Origin of the sequence: Thermorudis peleae, from assembly GCF_000744775.1 — a bacterium.
Taxonomy (GTDB): Bacteria; Chloroflexota; Chloroflexia; order Thermomicrobiales; family Thermomicrobiaceae; genus Thermorudis; species Thermorudis peleae.
The window spans coordinates 903,998-922,285 of sequence record NZ_JQMP01000003.1 but is presented as its reverse complement, the minus strand read 5'-3'; the positions used below and the strand labels follow the sequence as shown (position 1 = coordinate 922,285).

16 protein-coding genes and 1 tRNA gene are annotated in these 18,288 nt (G+C 60.4%); 3 read left to right on the top strand and 14 right to left on the bottom strand.

Translation table 11 applies throughout. From position 1 onward, the window contains the following. Positions 1 to 14: 14 nt before the first annotated feature. Positions 15 to 809 (bottom strand): putative hydro-lyase, encoded by a 795-nt coding sequence (locus N675_RS07215; RefSeq protein WP_038038746.1) that lies wholly within the window; start codon positions 807 to 809, stop codon positions 15 to 17. Positions 810 to 1,287: 478 nt separating this feature from the next. On the opposite strand from N675_RS07215, the gene N675_RS07210 reads away from it, so the two are divergent. After that, positions 1,288 to 2,373, top strand: coding sequence for a hypothetical protein (locus tag N675_RS07210; RefSeq protein ID WP_051914426.1), 1,086 nt, complete (start codon positions 1,288 to 1,290; stop codon positions 2,371 to 2,373). Here the strand turns inward: N675_RS07210 and N675_RS07205 are convergent. The 13 genes from N675_RS07205 to N675_RS07145 form a co-directional block, all read right to left on the bottom strand. Continuing rightward, a complete protein-coding gene (locus N675_RS07205; RefSeq protein ID WP_038038744.1) occupies positions 2,324 to 4,012 on the bottom strand; it encodes a hypothetical protein in 1,689 nt (562 codons plus the stop codon). The two genes, N675_RS07210 and N675_RS07205, sit on opposite strands and share 50 nt — an antisense overlap. 116 nt (positions 4,013 to 4,128) lie before the next feature. Further along, on the bottom strand, positions 4,129 to 4,995 hold the full coding sequence (locus N675_RS07200) for a CvpA family protein (protein ID WP_038038743.1): 867 nt from the start codon (positions 4,993 to 4,995) through the stop codon (positions 4,129 to 4,131). 74 nt (positions 4,996 to 5,069) lie between these two features. Then, the gene (locus tag N675_RS07195) at positions 5,070 to 6,368 is read right to left on the bottom strand and encodes an FAD-dependent oxidoreductase (protein WP_038038741.1); all 1,299 of its coding nucleotides are present in this window, start codon (positions 6,366 to 6,368) and stop codon (positions 5,070 to 5,072) included. A gap of 9 nt (positions 6,369 to 6,377) precedes the next feature. Beyond that, on the bottom strand, positions 6,378 to 7,373 hold the full coding sequence (locus tag N675_RS07190) for an electron transfer flavoprotein subunit alpha/FixB family protein (protein WP_038038740.1): 996 nt from the start codon (positions 7,371 to 7,373) through the stop codon (positions 6,378 to 6,380). A 27-nt stretch (positions 7,374 to 7,400) separates the two neighbouring features. Further along, positions 7,401 to 8,171 carry an electron transfer flavoprotein subunit beta/FixA family protein gene (locus N675_RS07185; RefSeq protein ID WP_038038738.1) on the bottom strand — a complete coding sequence of 257 codons (771 nt, stop codon included), beginning with the start codon at positions 8,169 to 8,171 and terminating at the stop codon, positions 7,401 to 7,403. A 37-nt stretch (positions 8,172 to 8,208) separates the two neighbouring features. After that, positions 8,209 to 8,976, bottom strand: coding sequence for an enoyl-CoA hydratase-related protein (locus N675_RS07180; RefSeq protein WP_231577964.1), 768 nt, complete (start codon positions 8,974 to 8,976; stop codon positions 8,209 to 8,211). Beyond that, complete coding sequence (locus tag N675_RS07175; RefSeq protein WP_038038735.1) at positions 8,969 to 9,529, bottom strand: gamma carbonic anhydrase family protein; 561 nt, start codon at positions 9,527 to 9,529, stop codon at positions 8,969 to 8,971. The genes N675_RS07180 and N675_RS07175 overlap by 8 nt, the downstream gene beginning before the upstream one ends. Before the next feature lie 12 nt (positions 9,530 to 9,541). Then, a complete protein-coding gene (locus N675_RS07170) occupies positions 9,542 to 10,762 on the bottom strand; it encodes an acyl-CoA dehydrogenase family protein (RefSeq protein WP_038038734.1) in 1,221 nt (406 codons plus the stop codon). Between the two features lie 137 nt (positions 10,763 to 10,899). After that, positions 10,900 to 11,445: a biotin--[acetyl-CoA-carboxylase] ligase gene (locus N675_RS07165; protein ID WP_051914424.1), complete on the bottom strand. Its 546-nt coding sequence runs from the start codon at positions 11,443 to 11,445 to the stop codon at positions 10,900 to 10,902. Then, positions 11,442 to 12,683 (bottom strand): hemolysin family protein, encoded by a 1,242-nt coding sequence (locus N675_RS07160; protein ID WP_051914422.1) that lies wholly within the window; start codon positions 12,681 to 12,683, stop codon positions 11,442 to 11,444. Before N675_RS07160 ends, N675_RS07165 begins: the two co-directional genes overlap by 4 nt. Before the next feature lie 48 nt (positions 12,684 to 12,731). Continuing rightward, positions 12,732 to 13,670: a ribose-phosphate diphosphokinase gene (locus N675_RS07155; protein WP_038039535.1), complete on the bottom strand. Its 939-nt coding sequence runs from the start codon at positions 13,668 to 13,670 to the stop codon at positions 12,732 to 12,734. Positions 13,671 to 13,678: 8 nt separating this feature from the next. Beyond that, positions 13,679 to 15,109 (bottom strand): bifunctional UDP-N-acetylglucosamine diphosphorylase/glucosamine-1-phosphate N-acetyltransferase GlmU, encoded by a 1,431-nt coding sequence (gene glmU / locus N675_RS07150; RefSeq protein ID WP_051914420.1) that lies wholly within the window; start codon positions 15,107 to 15,109, stop codon positions 13,679 to 13,681. Positions 15,110 to 15,155: 46 nt separating this feature from the next. Further along, positions 15,156 to 15,226: transfer RNA gene (locus N675_RS07145), tRNA-Gln, on the bottom strand. 236 nt (positions 15,227 to 15,462) lie between these two features. Here N675_RS07145 and N675_RS07140 point away from each other — a divergent pair. Beyond that, positions 15,463 to 17,112, top strand: a complete 1,650-nt coding sequence (locus N675_RS07140; RefSeq protein WP_038038733.1) for an ArnT family glycosyltransferase — start codon at positions 15,463 to 15,465, stop codon at positions 17,110 to 17,112. Next, positions 17,112 to 18,194 carry a sensor histidine kinase gene (locus N675_RS07135; protein ID WP_081886924.1) on the top strand — a complete coding sequence of 361 codons (1,083 nt, stop codon included), beginning with the start codon at positions 17,112 to 17,114 and terminating at the stop codon, positions 18,192 to 18,194. Before N675_RS07140 ends, N675_RS07135 begins: the two co-directional genes overlap by 1 nt. The last annotated feature ends 94 nt before the right edge of the window (positions 18,195 to 18,288 follow it).

The following is an 18,288-nucleotide window of genomic DNA, read 5'->3' as shown; positions in this document are numbered from 1 at the left end:
ACCAAACCGGAGCTTTACCACGAAGCGATCTCTTCAACACGGAGATCGGTAATAAACATATGGCCAGGAGCATGGGTGATCATGAGCGATGGTCGCGCAGCCAGCGCCACCGCTTGCGGCGTCACCCCACAGGCCCAAAAGACTGGCACGTCTCCTGGCTCCATCACTGGCGGGTCACCCCAGTCGGGCCGGCTGAGGTCAGCAATGCCAAGCGCCACTGGATCGCCAATGTGAATTGGCGCACCATGAACGTTCGGGAAACGCGCTGTCACGGCAACGGCTCGCGCAACCAGCGGGCCAGGGATCATCCGCAATGAGACAACCAATGGTCCAGCAAAGATACCAGCAGGGTGACATGGCCAATTCGTCCGGTACATTGGCACGTTGCAGCCGCACTGCACATGGCGCACTGGCACGCCAGCGTCAAGGAGCAGGGTGTCAAAGGTGAACGAGCAGCCAAGCAAGAACGCAACGAGATCGTCACGCCACCAGTGGGAGATATCTGTACACTCCTCAATCAGCTCACCGTGCTGATACACACGGTATCGCGGCACATCAGTCCGCAGGTCTGCTCCTGGCGCAGTCAGCTTCGGCTCAGGCGAACCGCGATCTGTCACTTCGAGAACTGGGCATGGCTTCGGATTTCGCTGGCAGAACAACAGAAAGTCGTAGGCCAGATCAGCGGGCAGGATGACGACGTTTGCTTGCACAGCTCCCGGAACGAGCCCGGCAGTATGTGTGCTCCAGGCGCCAGAGCGAATGAGGGCACGCGCCTCAGCAGGTGTTTTCGGCAGAGAAGATGTTGTCATGCCTTCCTCACAGGATAAGAATGCTTCAGCATCCCGCCACTTTCGCCAGTCTGGAGTATGACTCCAGTCTTTCCGGCAACCAGTCGCTAGTATGTCGGCAACGGTTGTCAGCTGTCAACTCCCCGACTCCAAACGTGAACGCAGCCGTTTGTGCACGAGGACAATCAGCGGGCACTCTCATCGATGAGAGGAGTGCAGCTCCTGCCATAGCGCGTTCAGCGTGTTGTATTACAACATGTTGCAGGCTATGCCATAATGCGCATGGGAACCAGACGAGCAGCATGCTATCCTCCATGCGGAAGGGGCGTGCTCGGCTGGTCATCGTGAGGGAGGATCGACAGCTGGGGAGGGCGGCCACAGGGAGCTATTCCCTTGTGGCCACAGTGGGTGGAGGAATGCTGGTGCGGGCTTCTCAGCATGTGGCGAGCCTATAGCCGACTTCTCGCACGGCCCCACCAGCTGAACGAGGGACGGGAGCATGCACCGACTGCGCAGGCTTCGCCTAGCACCGTTGCCCGACGAGGCTACTGCGCATCCGTTCCGCTTCTGGACAGACTACTGGGCTCAGCATCCACGACACTTTGCCTTCGTCGTCGGGGGACTGAGTGCACTCGTTAGCCTTATCTGTTTACTTCAACGAGGCGGCTACGCGGGTGATTTCACGTGGGCCTGGCGTGCTGCCCGGCTGTTAATCCATGGTCACAACCCATACCATGACCCAGGTCTCTCGCCGATCTTTCCCTATCCGTTTGATGCGCCGCTGTTCTATCCTTTACCAGCGGTCGTGGTCGCCGCGCCATTTGCGCTCTTACCAGCCTGGCTTGGTGGTCCAACGTTCTTCGGCATCTGTGCTGGCACGCTGGCCTATCTTATTGCGCGCAAGCAGGAATGGCGGCTCGTGCCGTTGCTCGTGAGCGCTCCGTTCTACGTTGCCGCCTCAGTTGCGCAATGGTCTCCGCTCATTGTCGCCGCTGCGCTTGCCCCAGCACTCGCGCCGCTCGCACTGGCCAAGCCGAACCTTGGGATTCCTGTGCTGCTAACCCATGGCAATCGACGGCAGTGGCTCCGCGCGCTCTACTTTGTCGTGCTGACGCTTCCACTCTTGCCGAGCTGGCCTCTCGACTGGCTCCACAACCTGCAACACCAGAGCCATTACCCGATGCCGCTGCAGGTCTTTCCGGGGATCGTGCTGCTGCTCGCCCTGCTCCGCTGGCACGATCCGGCTGCCCGCCTCTTGCTCGCTATGGCCATCATGCCGCAGCGATTATGGTTCTATGACCAGCTCCCGCTCTGGCTGATGGCGCGTTCGTGGCGCGAAGGGCTCTTTCTTACTGTCTTCAGCTGGATCGGCTATTGGGGCTGGCGACTCACCCCTGGGGATGCGGTGTGGAAGGGCACTTCACCTGAAATGGCTACCGGTTGGATCATTGGATGCATTTACTTGCCAGCGTTAGCCGTCGCGTTCGCTCCGCCGATACTCGCATGGTGGCGACAACGCGTGCTTCCGCTGCTCCTTAGCGCTTTCCTCCCCACCAACTGGGAACCGCCTGCCGGTGAAAGATAAGCGCGCCCGGTCCACTGTAGACCAAGGCGTAGTCGGGATCACGGACCAGTTCCTCAGCCAAGGCGCCGAAGCGCTCGTGACGCACACCATCGACCCACATGGGTTGACTGACCAGATAGATGTAGTCAAATGACTGTCCAGTCTGGGCTGCCCAGTATTCCAGACAACTCACGCCGACCGTACCGCACCCTTGCAGAACAGTTGCCGCCTTCATCCGATCTGAGAACTGGCCGAGCCACTCATACCCCTGGACAACGGCAACATTGGTGCGGCCTGTCAAGGCTGGGAACCACTCAGCCACGCGGTCCTGGGCAAACCATGTCTCGCCCGTGACAACCAGCACGCGCGCGTCCGGCGGTGTCTGCTCTGCCACCCAGGCCATCGCTGCACGGTCATCAGCGGAAAGACCAGTCAGTAACGGCCGAAATCCTCGTTCCGTCGCAACGACCGATTGGACCACGATCAGAATCAGCAGCACCTGAAGCAACCAGACATGCCGCAGGCGATAGCGTCGAGGGGAGAAAGCTCCATTCAACCAGGTCAGGAGCCGCCCACCAGCTGGTAGCCGAACGCGTGCAACCCCAAGCAGTGCCCGTTGTGTCAGGGGTAACACAACCTCAACCAGCCCAATACCTGCCAGCAGCGCTAGTGGCACTACCGCGCGCTGGTCAAAGGCACGCGACTGTAGAACCGGGATAACCACAAGCCAAACCGGCAGCAGAAACTGCCGACGAGCCAGCGCGGCAAGCGTTCCAACCAGGGCAAGGGCACCAAGGAGTGGGAAGACCGGCTCGCGGGTGAGGTCAAAGAGCGCAAAGCGACCGATGCCACTATAGGGTGCCCAACCCGAGTCACGCATCGGTTGGAGTACGGCGAATCCGTACCGCGCAAGGACCGTCACCAACCATGGGCTCGTTAGGAACACTGCGCCAAGCGCTGCAAGGAGCGAGTCTCGCAGGCCACGCCAGTCATGGGCCAGGAACAACCAGAACAAGGGCACACTATACGCTAAAAACCACGCCGCCTCAGGATGGCTTAACACTGTTAGGCCAGCACTGAGCGCTAGTCCAACCACATATCGCCGCTGCCGTCGCGTGTAGAGTCGGTACGCCTGATGCAGAGCGATCACGGCAAAAAGCTGCCCGAACGCACGGGTGATGCCTCCCCCCATGATTTGCCAGGCAAACGCCATTGGCAGCAAGGCAAAGGCAAACGTTGCGGCAGCACTTGCTCGCCATGAGCGCAACATGGCCCGGCTCAATGGGACAAAGGCGGCAACACTGGCAACGTTGACGAGCGTTGGAAGAAAGCGGAACACGCTCAGCACTGGCCAGCCAAGCCGATCAAGTGCTGCTGCAACATAAAAACCAAGAGGAGGGTAAGCAAACGGGATATGCGCGTGATTGTATGACGTGTAGAAAGGCAAACGGAAGTGAGCATGCTCAAGGTCTTGTACCATCGTGTAGAAGAGACCGCCATCATTCAATGGGAAACTGCTATGGAGCACGAACCAGAGGCGAAAACCAGTTGCGACTACGAGTGCTTGCGCAATCCAGAACCAATACCAGCGTGAGGAACGCTGTTGCACAACAGGGGTCTGCTGCAGGCGCTCCAGCACGCTCACACGCGGTGTGACCAACCTTCTCCTACCTCCCAGACCATGTTCCTCCTGCGGAGAGGTTTACCCTCTCCTGATCATCTACGCCCGTCTGACTGGAAGCGGCTCTCTGGAACGAGCGGGACGGACCGAGGCAACTAGAGCACGTGACCGCACCGAGGACAAAACAGCTCAGTACCATCCAGGTCGGCGTGGCAGTAGGGGCACTTGCCAGTCTCGAGCGGCGTTTGCCGACGCGTTTCCTCGGCTGCTGGGGTCGCTGATCGGGCAATCACCGCTGTCTCTTGATCGCTAAGGTTCCCTCGTACTCGTCCTCCCGGCTCAACATCCGTCGCACGCAGCGGACGCGTCTCCTCAGCTGGACGTCGCGGAGGCTCGGTCTTGTACGCTGTCTTGGTCTCAACGCCACCTGGGACGTAGCGGCGCGTCTGCTGCGTCACCGGGCCTGGTTCAGATGGCATTCCCTCCTCGTAAACCACAATTGTCCCCGATTGTCCGAACAGCACGAGGATCAGGATCGTCACCAAGAGCGCAACAGCACTCGCCAGCAACAACCAACCAACTCCTCTACTAAGATAGTGAGCAACGATAGCCTGGTCGAAAAGGCGAATGGAACTGCCAGCCAAGAGGTATCCCTGAATATGCTGTAAGGCGAAGCCCAGCACCAGCGCGCCATTGACAGCCGCAACCACTGCACCAGCGAGTCGTCCGAGCGTTCCCGGCGGCGGCATCAGCATTGCTGAGCCTAATCCATAGCCAATCAGGAATGTCCCGGCAACAAGACAGATCATGGCAACGAGAAAGGCCCCGCCGTTCTGGCTGAGCCCTGTCCAGCGTGCCAGCACACCACCCCATGGCTGCGCCCAGAATTGTCCGAGCGCCACACCAAGAAGGATGCCGAACGTTACCAGCACTTCGCGTTGCGCTCCTCGCCAGATGCCAATGGGAACAAAGAGCGCGAGCAAAATCAGGAGCAAGATGTCGAGGACAGCGTACGGGCTCACAAGCACCTCCCCACAGCAGCACGCTGTGCTGCTGCCAAGGGTACCATGCCGCCCGATTGCTGTTTGCCAGACGATCAGCGCAGAAGCCGACGCGCTGCTATCAGATCAGCGAAAAGCTGACGCGGCGGCACCCGTTTCAGGAACTGACGCAGAATCTTGGTATATTTTTCGCGCTTCGGGGTACTGTCAACCGTCAAATAGCTCTTCCAGGCTTCGGCCAGCGCTTCCGGGATAGCGCGCAACAGATAGGGTCGCTCATGGACGAACGGCGTGATATTGCGAATGGTCCACAGATCTTGCAAGACAAAGCTCTCTTCGAGCCGTTCGCGGTAACGGCTTAACGCCGCAGCAGAAAAGTCCCCAGCTTCTCGCGCCTCAAGGATAGTCTCAGCAGCGAGTTTACCGGAGATCATCGCGAAGTTTGAACCTTCGCGACTCAATGGGTTCACAAAGCCCGCAGCATCGCCGACAAGCAGTGCGCCATCGGTATAGAGCGGCGGCATGGCACGCCATCCGCCTTCGGGAATGAGATGAGCCGAATATTCAACGAGCTCAGCGCCCTCAAGGAATGGGGCAATCGCTGGGTGACGCTTGAAGTGATCGAGCATATCGCTGACGTTGAGCCCACTCTCGATCAAGTCACACAGGAGGGCACCCGTGCCAATCGACAGCGTGTCGCGGTTGGTATACAGAAAGCCATAGCCAAGCAACCCGCAGGTCGATTCACCAAAGGCCTCGATCGCCACACCCAGTCCTGACGGAACGTTGAACCGACGATTGATCTCATCTTCTGAGAGACGAAGGAGTTCCTTTGCGACGAGCGCCTGCTCTTCCGGGCGCCATTCCCGGTGCAGACCAGCCTTTTGAGCGAGCAGCGAGTTTGCCCCATCAGCAATGACGACGACATCAGCAAATAAGTCGCCCTCATCACCAGCGGCGCGCACTCCATCAATTTTGCCGCTCCGCCACAACACGTCCTCGACGAGCACACCACTCGCCACGAACGCACCGGCGGCTTCAGCTTGCTCAGCGAACCATCGGTCCCACGGCGCCCGCAGGACACTAAAGGCATTCGCTGGCTCCCGCCCCAATTCCTCACTCCGGAACGTGAAGCCAACAGCGCTGTCCTGGGTCAGCAAGAGGTAGCGTTGTTCAATGATCGCGCGCTCAAGCGGTGCGTCACGCCAAAACTCTGGGACGAGCTGTTCAGTTGGTTGGCGATAGAGGATGCCACCCATGACATTCTTTGCCCCGGGATAGGCTCCGCGTTCGAGCACCACGACATTGAGCCCAGCCCGAGCTAACGTCAGCGCTGCAGCCGTGCCAGCTGGACCCGCTCCGACGACGATAACGTCAACCCGTTCCTGACTCATCCGCCGTCCTTATGCCTTGCCCGCCGCTTCGCGCAGTTCCTGCAGACGCTTTGTCAAACGCGGCACGATCTCGTTATAGTCGGCGACGATGGCAAAATCGGCCATTTGCACGAGGGGAGCATTCGGATCACGGTTGATCGCAACAACAACCTCAGCTCCACGCATACCAACAGTATGTTGCACTGCCCCAGAGACGCCAACACCGAGATAAAGCTTCGGGCTGACTTGCTTGCCGGTCTGTCCAATTTGTTCATCATGGGGCCGCCAGCCCAAGTCACTAACTGCCCGCGTGCAACCAACCGCTCCACCCAAGGCTGCAGCTAATTCCTCAAGCAGGGCAAACCCTTGTGGGCCACCAATGCCTCGCCCACCAACGACAACGATCGGGGCGGACTCGAGCGCCGTTCCGCCACGCCCTTTTGGCGCCAGCCCGGTCACCGCTGCCCGCTGGTCAGCGGCGTCCAGCGTCACTGTCATGCGTTCGATTGTCGCCTGCTTGGCTTCATCCGGTGTTGGTGCCTTGAATGCACCAGCACGTACCGTTGCAAACACAACAGTGTCGCGTGGCGCCGTTACCGTGGTGAGCAATTTCCCCTGATACACTGGGCGTGTCACCGTAATTGTCTGGTCCTCAACCGTCAAAGACATGCATTCAACGAGATGCGGCGCACCCAGGCGTGTCGCAACAATCGGTGCGATATCGCGTCCCAGTGTCGTCGCGGGAAGCAAGACGAGCGCAGGTTCCGTTGCAGCCACGGCTGCTTCCAGCGCTCGCGCGTACGGACCAGCAACCGGTGCAGCAAACGCGGGATCATCAACAACGAGCACACGGCTTGGGCCATACTGGCCGATGCGCTCAGCAACAGCGTGACACTCATGGCCAATGACGAGCGCCGTCACCTCGCCAAGCGTCCCAGCAACGTGAGCAGCTGCGCCGAGCGTTTCGAGCGCAACCCCGCGCGGCTCGCTCCCGGCTAATTCGACAAAAACCAGCACGCCAGCCACGTCAGTTTCCCCTCTCCACTCACTCGGCTACCAGGCAAGCAGCCGGCGCTCGCGTAAGAACGCAATGAAGCGCTCAACGGCCTCATCTGGATCGACGTCTTGTAAGACAATGCCGGAAGCCCGTCGCTCTTGCTCGAACAGCTTGCCCCATTGCACGCGAGGCGAAAGCGCCGCAGGATCAAGGCCCAGCGTTGTAAGCGTGCGTTGCTCGAGTGGCTTACGCCGTGCTTCCATAATGCCGCGCAAGGTCGGCAGACGCGGCGTATCGAGGGCTGAGAGCGCGCAGAGGACGACCGGCGGTGCAACCGTCTGGAATTGGTGGCCATCTTCAATTTCGCGCTCGAGCGTGAACTGTCCGTCTTGGTATTGCCAACCAACGACATTACTCACCAGCGGCCACCCGAGCAATGTGGCAACGTGCGGCGCAACATTGCCGGTACCAGCATCACTCGTCTCCTGGCCAGCCCAGATGACGTCCGGCTCTTCCTGTCGGAGCCAGGCCGCTACCACCGTCGCTGTGGTGAGACTATCACCGGGCAGTCCATCACCATCGATCCAGACAGCGCGGTCAGCGCCCATTGCCAGGCATCGGCTGAGCGCTTCGCGTGCCCCACCACCGACTGTCCCAACAATGACGTCGCCGCCAACCTGCTCCCGTAGGCGCAGCGCTGCCTCAACAGCATACAAGTCATATTCATTAACAACGAGCTGCACCCCTGGCACGAGGTCACCATGTCGAGGATCGAACCGAAGTGCGCTCGGATCAGGAACCGGTTTGACTAATACAGCGATGCGCACAATACTGCCCCCTGTTCTCGTCAGGCTTCCTGCGACATTAGCGCCCCTGGAATTGCGCTGAGCGCTTCTCAAGGAATGCGCTCATCCCCTCACGCTGGTCAGCTGTGCTAAACGCAAGCGCAAAGGCCTCAGCTTCAAACGCCAACCCACTATTCAGGTCAACATCCAATGCCTGACGGATGGCTGCCTTGCTGAGGCGCACAGCAATTGGGCCGTTGCGGGCGATAGCAAGCGCAAGCTCGCGGGCGCGGTCAAGCAGTTCATCGGCGGGATAAACAGCGTTGACGAGACCAATCCGGAGCGCTTCTTCAGCACTCACGCGGCGGCCAGTAAAAATTAACTCACTTGCAACGCCGGGCCCAACAAGTCGCGTCAGCCGCTGCGTCCCACCCCACCCTGGTGGCACGCCAAGTGTCACTTCGGGTTGACCAAGCACTGCCCGGTCACTTGCCAGCCGGATATCGCAGGCTAGTGCGATCTCACAACCACCACCGAGTGCAAACCCGTTAATCGCGGCAATCACCGGCTGTGGAGCTTGCGCAATCGCATCACATGCCGCCTGCCCCAGGCGGGCAAACGCGAGCGCCTCCGTTGGAGACTTCTCGCGCATTTCGGCGATGTCGGCGCCGGCAGCAAAGGCACGATCCCCCGCCCCTGTCAGGATGATGACCCGTACATCATCATGGCTCAGTTGTTGAAAAGCCTCACGCAGGTCAATGAGCGCTTGGCTATTGAGCGCATTCAGCCGCTCTGGACGATTAAGCGTCACCCAGGCAATCGGCGGCTCGCGCCGTATTTCAACCATCGCCATCATGCGTCTCCTTCCCTTGGGCAAGCTCGGCGAGCAACGCTCGAAGCACTTGCCCGCGCGCCGCATAGCGCGCTGCCCGCTCAAGCAACGCCGCACGCTCCGCCTCGCTCACCTCGCGACGCACACGAGCAGGGACGCCAAGGACGACACTGCCGGGCGGCACTTCCATTCCCTCCGGCACAACGGCACCAGCGCCAACAATCGCACCAGCACCGATCCGCGAGCCAGTCAGCAGAATGGCCCCCATGCCGACCTGGGCTCCGCGCTCGACGACCGCGCCATGCACAATTGCTCCATGGCCGACCGTGACATCCTCTTCAAGAATCGTGGGATAGCCCTCGTCGACGTGGACGATGACACCTTCCTGCAAGTTCGTCCGCGCACCAATCCGTACTGGGCCAATATCGCCACGAACGACAACGCCAAACCACAGGTTTGCCTGCTCACCGATCTCAACATCGCCGAGCACGACGGCTGTTGGTGCGATGAACGCATCCGCGGCAACACGCGGACGCTTGCCCCCGAAGGGAAGGAGCAATGCCGCCACGAGACACCCCCTTTACACCATCGCTGCCGAGGGGGTTTGGGCTTCAAAGCCTTGCGCTGGCGGCTGCGGGCAACGCAACGGCCGATCGACCCGGTAGCCCAGCGCGTATTCTGCTTGCAGAATCGTGTGAATCTCCCGTGTCCCCTCGTAGATCACAGCGCCACGAGCATTGCGGAAGTACCGCTCGACAGGATATTCATTGGAATAGCCGTAGGCACCGTGAATCTGAATCGCGTCATTTGCCGCTTCAAATGCAGCGTCACAGGCAACCCACTTGGCAAGGGACGTCTCGCGCGTATTGCGGATACCGCGGTTCTTCAGCTCAGCGGCACGGAAGACCAACAGCCGCGAGGTCTCGTACCCCTTGACCATCTTGGCAATCATCTGCTGCACAAGTTCAAACCGGCCAATCTCCTGGCCAAAGGCTTGCCGCTCGTGGCAGTACTTGATGCTCGCCTCCAGGCATGCCCGGATCAACCCGCACGCACCGGCCGCGACGGTGAATCGCCCCTGGTCAATCGCACTCATCGCGATCTTGAATCCTTCACCCGGCTCACCGATCATGTTCTCGGCCGGCACGCGCACATTTTGCAGTGATATCCAGCCAGTATCTCCGGCTCGTACGCCGAGCTTGCCGTGAAGCGACCCCGTTGTCAGTCCCTCCATCCCGCGCTCGAGCATGAACGCGGCAAGGCCGTGATGCTTCTTGGATGGATCAAGCGTAGCGATGACGAGGAAGTGATCAGCAGTGTTGGCGAGCGAAATCCACATCTTCTCGCCATTGAGCACGTAGCTATCGCCATCTTTGACCGCACGAGTCTGGATGCTGCCAGCGTCTGAGCCAGCCCCCGGTTCGGTAAGTGCAAATGTTGCAAGCTTCTCACCCCGTGCCTGGGGCACAAGCCAGCGCTGCTTTTGCTCCTCCGTGCCCCATTGCAAGAGCGTCAGGCTGTTCAGCCCAACGTGGACGCTGATGACGACGCGCAAGAACGTGTCAACAGCCTCCAGTTCCTCACACATCAGGGCGAGACTGATATAGTCAAAGCCGCCGCCGCCATACCGCTCGGGGATCGGCAGGCCAAGCAGGCCTAGCTCGCCCATCTTGCGGAATACTTCGGGATGGTACTCTCCTTTGGCGTCCCATTCCCGAATGTAGGGCGCGACTTCCCGCTGCGCGAACTCGCGCACCATGTCGCGCACTTGCAACTGTTCAGGCGTAAACGAAAAATCCATGGTGTTCCTCCCTCGCCCGGCAACTCCTCGCTGCCAGCCGGATTCGCCGGCGGCTTGACCGCAGTATAGGGGAGGGGCTGACGCGCTCGCAACCTGGCCACATCTCGCCTTGCAGCGCTCCTCCCCGCACCCGCCACTTACTGCAGATCCCACACTCCTGGTAGCTCACGCAGCGAGTGTAGCACGGCATCAAGTAAGGCGTGGCGATCGAAGACACGACCAGTTTCAGCGAGGAGACTTGTTGCCGTCGGCAAAGGCAACTGGTCGGGGGGAATGTTGACATTCAAGCCGATACCAATCAGCAGATAGTCGACCTGATCACGGGTAATGCGGCTCTGGCAGAGAATGCCCGCAAGCTTCCGCCCGTTGACCATGAGGTCATTCGGCTCTTTGATCGTGATCGGCAATCCCGTTAATGGCATCAATGCCGCTGCAACACGCTCGGCAATTGCAACTGAAAGCATCGGATTTTGAACTACCGCCAACGGAGGGCGCGCAATCACCGTAAACAGTAACGATGTCCCGGCCGGAGCAAACCACCGCCGCCCTTCACGCCCACGTCCTGCCGTTTGCTCATCGGCAACAATGACCGTGCCGGCGGGCGCACCACGCTGTGCCCGCTCAGCTGCAACATCCATCGTTGACGAGACGCGGTCAAGCCATTCGATACGCCAGCAGATCATTCTTGCTCAACTTCTCGTGGACTGACCTCGGCTGGCGTCTCACGCACAATACGCATCTGCCGCACGCGCCGCCCTTCGACCGTCAACACTTCGATCCGCAACCCATCAATGTGAACCGACTCGCCAGCTTGCGGAATATGCCCGAGTTGCTGCTGGACAAGGCCACTGACCGTCGTCGCCTCGTCATCGTCAATCGGTACAGCAAACGCTGCGCTGAGCTCCTCGAGACTCAATCGGCCATCAACTACTGCCTCATTTGGCCCAATCCATTGCACCTCAGGTGGTTGGGCGTCATACTCATCACGCAATTCACCAACAATCTGTTCAAGAATATCTTCGATGGTGACCAGTCCAGCCGTACCGCCAAACTCGTCAACGACGATGGCCATAGGCATGCGCTGTTGTTGTAACTCACGCAAGAGCAAATCGAGCCGCTTCGACTCAGGCACAAAGTACGCTGGGCGAGCAAGCTCACCAGCACGTTTTTGCTCAAGCAACGCGGGATTTTCAAGCAGTTGCAGCACATCCTTGACCACAACCACACCAACAATCTGATCGATGCGCTCGCGGTAGACCGGAAAGCGCGCATGGCCCGTCTGCCGAGCAAGCGCCAAGACATCCCGGGCCATCATGTCAGCAGGGACCGCTGCAATGTCCATCCGCGGGACCATGACATCACGCGCAGTCAACCGGTCGAGGCGCAATACACGGACAACCATCGCCGCTTCTTCGTCTGGGCTCATCCCGCTTGCCGAAAGTGGCGAGGGTTGTGGTGGTCCAGCGACCACGCGAGCAAACAGTGCACCAAGCGCAACGAGGGGCCGAGCAATTTGTCCAGTCCAGAGTGCCAGCCGTTGGGCTCCGATGGGTACTCGCTGACGTGAGCGTCCGACCGCAACCACAACACCCTGGGCGATGATCGCGGCACCGGCAACACTCACGATGCCGACAGCCAGCGCGGCTGTGCCGAGCAGCCGGCGGAGCAGGTCGCTCAGCACGAGCGCAAGGATTCCTTGCATCAGCAGGAGCGCAACCCGTACCCCATCCGTCGCCTGGCGCAAACGCTCCAACCGCGTAGCCGGCAAACTCGCCGGTTCCGCCAAAAGCTCAAGCAATTCGCGTAATGGACGGCGAAAGACCGCGGTACATGCAGCCTCGGCAATTGCCGCAAGCAGGAGGCCGAACGTTGCAAGGATTAGCAGGATGAGCTCCAGAATGACAACGATGTCGTGTCGCAATGCATCACCGCTCCACGTGTCCGCCCGTGGGCACGCCGCGCTTGGCTATTATGTAAAAAGTGCACTAATGCTGAGATCCTTATGGATGCGCATAATCGCCTCAGCGAGCAGCGGCGCGACCGTCAGCACTTCAATCTTGTCGACCGGGCCATTGTCAGGCAGTGGGATCGTATCGGTCACGAAGACACGTTCAATCGGTGATTCAGCAATCCGCCGCAGCGCATCGCCACTGAAGACACCGTGAATGGCTGCGGCGAAGATGTGCCGCACGCCCCGAGCCTGCAACAGCTCAATTGCTTTCAGGAGCGTGCCGCCAGACGCAATGATGTCGTCGACGATAATGACATCGCGGCCTTCAACTTCGCCAACCATCTCATGCATCTCGGCCATTTCTGGGCTGGGGCGCTGCTTGGAGATGATGGCAAGTCCGCCCCCGACTCGCCGCCGAAACTCTTCAGCCCGCGCAACGGCTCCCGTATCCGGACTGACAACAACCAGCCGCTCAAGGCCGAGACGACGGGCATGCGCCGCCAAAATTGGTGTCGCCCGCAAATGATCAACGGGAATGTCGAAGAAGCCCTCAATTGCTGGTGCATGCAAGTCGACGGTGAGAATGCGGTCGGCCCCTGCCGTCGTCAAGAGGTTAGCCAGGAGCTTGGCACTGATCGGCTCGCGCCCAGCTGTCTTCTTCTCCTGTCGAGCGTACGCGTAGTACGGGATCACGGCTGTGATTCGAGCAGCCGACGCCCGGCGCACCGCATCGAGCATGATGAGCAGTTCCATAATGTGCTGGTTCACTGGAGCGCAGAGTGGCTGGATCACAAAGACGTCAGAGCCACGCACATTCTCTTCGAGCCGCACTCGCGTTTCGCTGTCACTGAATGCGCCGACTTCCGCGCGGCCAAGCGGAGTCTCCAGAATACTGGCAATTGCTTGCGCAAGCCGCGGGTTCGCATTTCCAGTGAAGAGCTGGAGCCGACCTTCCACCATTTGCCTCACGCTTCCGTCTGTTCTGCCGTTTTCTGCGTCTGCTTCGAGGCCAGCGGCCGCGCCGGAACACCAACGACCGTTTCGCCCGCTGGCACATCATGCGTCACGACACTGCCAGCCCCCGTTCGCGCGCGCGCGCCAACACGCACTGGCGCAACCAGCATCGTGTCGCTCCCGATGAACGCTTCGTCTTCAATCACCGTCTCGTGTTTGGCAACGCCGTCGTAATTACAGGTTATGGTTCCAGCGCCAATATTGACGCGCGCGCCAAGCCGAGCGTCGCCGATATAGCTCACATGGCCAATACGCGTCTCCGGCCCAACATGGGCATTCTTCAGCTCAGCAAAATTGCCGACGTGCACACGGTCAGCCAGCCGTGTCCCCGGGCGCAAATGGGAGTACGGTCCGACATGGACCCCTTCTCCCAGCTCGCTCTCTTCAACAACGGATGCTATCACCACACAGTCGCGCCCGATTCGGCTATCGCGCACGATGGCGTACGGGCCGATTCGCGCGCCTGCCCCGATCCAGCTTGCTCCCATAATCATCGTCCCGGGTTCAATCCGAGCGTCTGGCTCGATCACAACGTCAGCATCGATATAGGTCGTCGCCGGGTCAACAATAGCAACCCCGGCGCGCAGATGACGCTCGAGGATCCGCTGGCGTAAAACTCGCTCCGCCTGCGCCAGCTCAAGCCGATCATTGACGCCAAGCGCGCTCTCAACCGGTGCGCGCACGGTGACAACGGGCAGAGCCGGCCATGGCGTCTCTGCGGCCATCTCGACCAGTGCCGTATGGTAGTACTCGCCCGAGGGACTCCGCGGCAGCCGCGGCATTGCACGCTCGAGCCAGGCACGGTCATAGCACGTCGCCGCGCTGACAACCTCAACAGGGCCCGTGTAGTGCGCCGTATCGTCACGCGCCTCAACGACACCCGCCACTGCTTCACCGCGCCGGCGGATCCTCCCATACCCCGCTGGGTCATCGAGCATGGTCGTCAGTACGGCAACCAGCGGACGCTCCGTTTCCACCGCACGCACCAGGCGGCCCAGGTCATCACTGGTTACCAGTGGATGGTCGCCGAAGACAACAAGGACGTGGGTAATCGTTGGCTGCAATGCAGGCAGTGCCTGGGCTAACGCGTGCCCCGTGCCGAGCGGCTCTTCTTGCCAGACAACGTGCCACCCTTCCGGGAGCATGGCGGTCACCGCCTGCTTGCGAGGACTCAGCACGATGATGCGCTGGGCAAAGGGGAGCGGCGCGAGAGCATCGAGCACATACCGGAGCAAGGGCCGACCGCAAAGCGGCTGCAATTCTTTGGGGAGACGAGAGCGCATCCGGGTGCCAAGGCCACCCGCAAGGACAACGGCCGCGACCTGCAGCAATGATGAATCTGGGGAACTATCAGGACTCTCAGCTTGGAGAGGCGACGTCATACTCTCCTCCGCCCGGTTGCCCGGGCACGCGCCGCTTCACCAAGGGCTGGCGGGCCAGGATTCGAACCTGGAACAAGGGCTCCAAAGGCCCCTGTGATACCGTTTCACCACCCGCCATCGTCGTGTCACCCGCATAAGCGTAGCCAAGCTGACACCGTGTTGTCAAGCCACGGCTGTGCGGCAGTTACCCCCTCACCAGCTGGTTCAACGCGAACGGCATACCATGCTACCGGCTCCGAGCAACGACGACAGTCACGCACAAACAAGTACGTCTGTCCCATGCCGTTCCAGTGCAGGCGTTGGCTAGACTGCGAGCGTACAGGCGGATCGATCTGTGCGAAGCGAGGGCGCCCGTGGTTACACCAGCGGCTGAAATCTCTCCCCCGACGTCACTTCCGGCACGAAGAAGCCTGAGCGGCGAACGAGCATTGCTCGCCGCCGTGTTCTTCGTCGGCGCCGTCCTGCGACTGTTACCAGTCCTGCGGGCTGACTTTCCGCTTGGCGACGGCGGCATGTTCTACGTCATGGCACGCGACCTAGAGCGGAATGGCTTCCGCCTGCCAGCATATACGACGTACAACGGCGCAGGCATCCCATTTGCCTACCCACCGCTTGGCTTCTACCTGGCTGCGCTGGTCGACCGCATGACGCCACTCTCGCTGCTCGACGCCGTCCGTCTCCTTCCGCCAATCTTCAGCGTGCTGACCATCGTGGCATTCTATCGACTTGCCCGCACGATCCTTGGGCCAGGTCTTCCAGCGGTGCTGGCAACAGGGTGCTTCGCGGTATTCGCTCGTTCCTACGGCTGGGAGATCGTCGGCGGCGGATTGACGCGATCTCCAGGCTTCTTCTTCGCGGTGCTCGCAATCGAGCAGATCTTCATGCTTTACCGCGAGGGAGGCTGGCGACGTGTCGCGCTCAGCAGCCTGTTTGCCAGCCTCGCCGTACTCTCCCATCTCGAGACGGCACTCTTTGTCGCACTTAGCGCGCTGCTCTTCTTCCTTGCGTATGGGCGCAACCGCCAGGGAGTACGCGATTCCCTGCTGGTTGCCGTCGGCGTGCTGGCCTTGTCAGCGCCGTGGTGGGCCACGGTGCTCGCTCAGCACGGCCTGGCTCCGTTCCGCGCAGCACTCGGGGCAGGGCAACCGCCATGGGTTGGTCTTGTCAACCTCCTTTTCCTCAATATTTCGCAGGAGCTCAGTTTCCCCGGCATTCGGGCATTGAGCATGGTCGGGCTTGCCGTTTGCCTGTACCGCCGGCGCTGGCTTCTCCCAGCATGGCTTGTCCTGATCTTTCTCGGCGACTCGCGGAAAGCGCTGACCCTCGCCAGCGTGCCCATTGCCTTGCTTGCCAGTATCGCCCTGTCCGAGGTGCTTCATCCATTCCTGCAGCGTGCCCTGCCTGCGGAGCGATGGCGAAACGTGCTGTACCTTGGGCTTGGCGCGTATGCTGGCTTCTACCTCATCCTTAGCAATACGCTGGCGATTCAGCTCCTGACGCAACCACTTTCCGCACAAGAGCGCCTTGCCATGGAGTGGATCGCGAGCCACACCCCACCGGGTGCCTCATTCCTCGTCATGACAGAAGATGACGCTGCCCTTGATCGATCACGCGAATGGCTTCCGGCACTCACTGGACGAATAAGTCTAAACACCGTTCAAGGAACCGAATGGTTTCCAACCTTCTGGCAGCATATCGACGCAGCAACCGTGCTTCAGGCATGCAACGCTGACGATGGTACATGCCTCGAACACTGGGCTGCGCAGTATCATCGCTCGTTCGCGTATGTCTATATTGTCAAGCGACCGGCACTGCGCGTAAACATCAGTGGCGTTTATGCCCAGCTTCCTGATCCCCAGAGCGACTGCTGCGCCGCCCTCCGACACGCATTGCAGCATGACCCACAGTACCGCGTCATCTTCGATAATACGGCTGTCACGATCTTTGAGCGCCTGCCCGATCACGCACAAGCACGCGCCGCCACAGAACGAGAAAGGAGTTGATGATGACACGGAGCAGTTCAACGATCTACGAGCTGGCTGATCGACTGCGCGAGATCATTGCGACGATTCGGAGTGAACTCGCGCAGATGAGCCGCTCACTCCAGGAAATCAGCTTACTGCTCGACCAGTCAGCCAGTGAGGCTGAGCGGCTGAATCAGCGCGAGTTGCAAGCAAGTGCGCGCCTTCGGGAGATTGAAGCGAACCTCGAAGCGTATTCGCGTAGCGAAATCCGTGACGCCTTTCGCCAGGCCCATGAAGTGACGATCCGCTTGTTCATGATGCGCAACCAGGCCGAACAACTCCAGGAGCGGTACGACGCTCTGGAACGCGAGCAAGAGCGGCTCCGGCGCTTCCTCGAACTGGCAGAGCAAGTCCTTGCCTACTTTGAGGAACAAGTGCGGGCCGCCGAACGACGCACACGGCTCCTCGGCGATGCAACGCATACTCTCAGTCTGGATGAGATGATCCTCGCTGAAGAAGCGGAGCGCCGGCGCGTCGCACGGCAGATTATCGATGGTCCAGCCCAAGCCCTCAGTACTGTGTTGCTTGATGTCGAACTCTGCGAGCAGCTGCTGGCCCGCCAGCCTGACGATGTGCCACAGGCCCTCGAGCGCTTACGCGAGACCATTGCCCGAGCGTTGCTCGACACGCGCCGCTTGCTCTACGAGCTGCGCCCACCAGTGCTCGAGGAACTTGGCCTGACCCAAACGCTGAAGCGTTACCTCGGCGAACTTGCACGGCTGTACGGCTTTACCGTTGAACTGACGGGACCAGAGCACGATACCCCGCTCACACCAGCAATCCAGCTTGCGCTCTACCGCCTGCTCCAGGAACTCACCGGCGTACTTGCAGCGACCCGTAGCCTGAAGGGGCTGACCCTCTCCCTCCAGTATGAGCCAGCCCAGGCCGTCGCGATCCTCGACGTCCAGGCACCAGGCGAGGCCGTGCGCCAGGCCATCGCGAAGTGGCAATCGCCCGGGAGCGTCGTCACCGAACGACTTGAACGGCTCGGCGCAAGCTTCAGTGAAGAGTCACAGCAGGACGAACAGACACGGTTCCGGTTACTGGTTCCGCTGGCCTAGCCCGAGTCAGCAGGCGCGTGATAGACGGTGGCCTGAGTCGATCTGGTCCACGCGTTCGTATAGGGCAAAAAGTACCGCTCACTATAGGGACAAC

Coding starts and splice junctions, on each gene's coding strand:
- N675_RS07215 (WP_038038746.1), bottom strand. CDS start 809: ATGACAACATCTTCTCTGCCGAAAACACCTGCTGAGGCGCGTGCCCTC.
- glmU (WP_051914420.1), bottom strand. CDS start 15,109: ATGACGTCGCCTCTCCAAGCTGAGAGTCCTGATAGTTCCCCAGATTCA.
- N675_RS07165 (WP_051914424.1), bottom strand. CDS start 11,445: ATGATCTGCTGGCGTATCGAATGGCTTGACCGCGTCTCGTCAACGATG.
- N675_RS07170 (WP_038038734.1), bottom strand. CDS start 10,762: ATGGATTTTTCGTTTACGCCTGAACAGTTGCAAGTGCGCGACATGGTG.
- N675_RS07195 (WP_038038741.1), bottom strand. CDS start 6,368: ATGAGTCAGGAACGGGTTGACGTTATCGTCGTCGGAGCGGGTCCAGCT.
- N675_RS07210 (WP_051914426.1), top strand. CDS start 1,288: ATGCACCGACTGCGCAGGCTTCGCCTAGCACCGTTGCCCGACGAGGCT.
- N675_RS07180 (WP_231577964.1), bottom strand. CDS start 8,976: ATGGTTGAAATACGGCGCGAGCCGCCGATTGCCTGGGTGACGCTTAAT.
- N675_RS07135 (WP_081886924.1), top strand. CDS start 17,112: ATGATGACACGGAGCAGTTCAACGATCTACGAGCTGGCTGATCGACTG.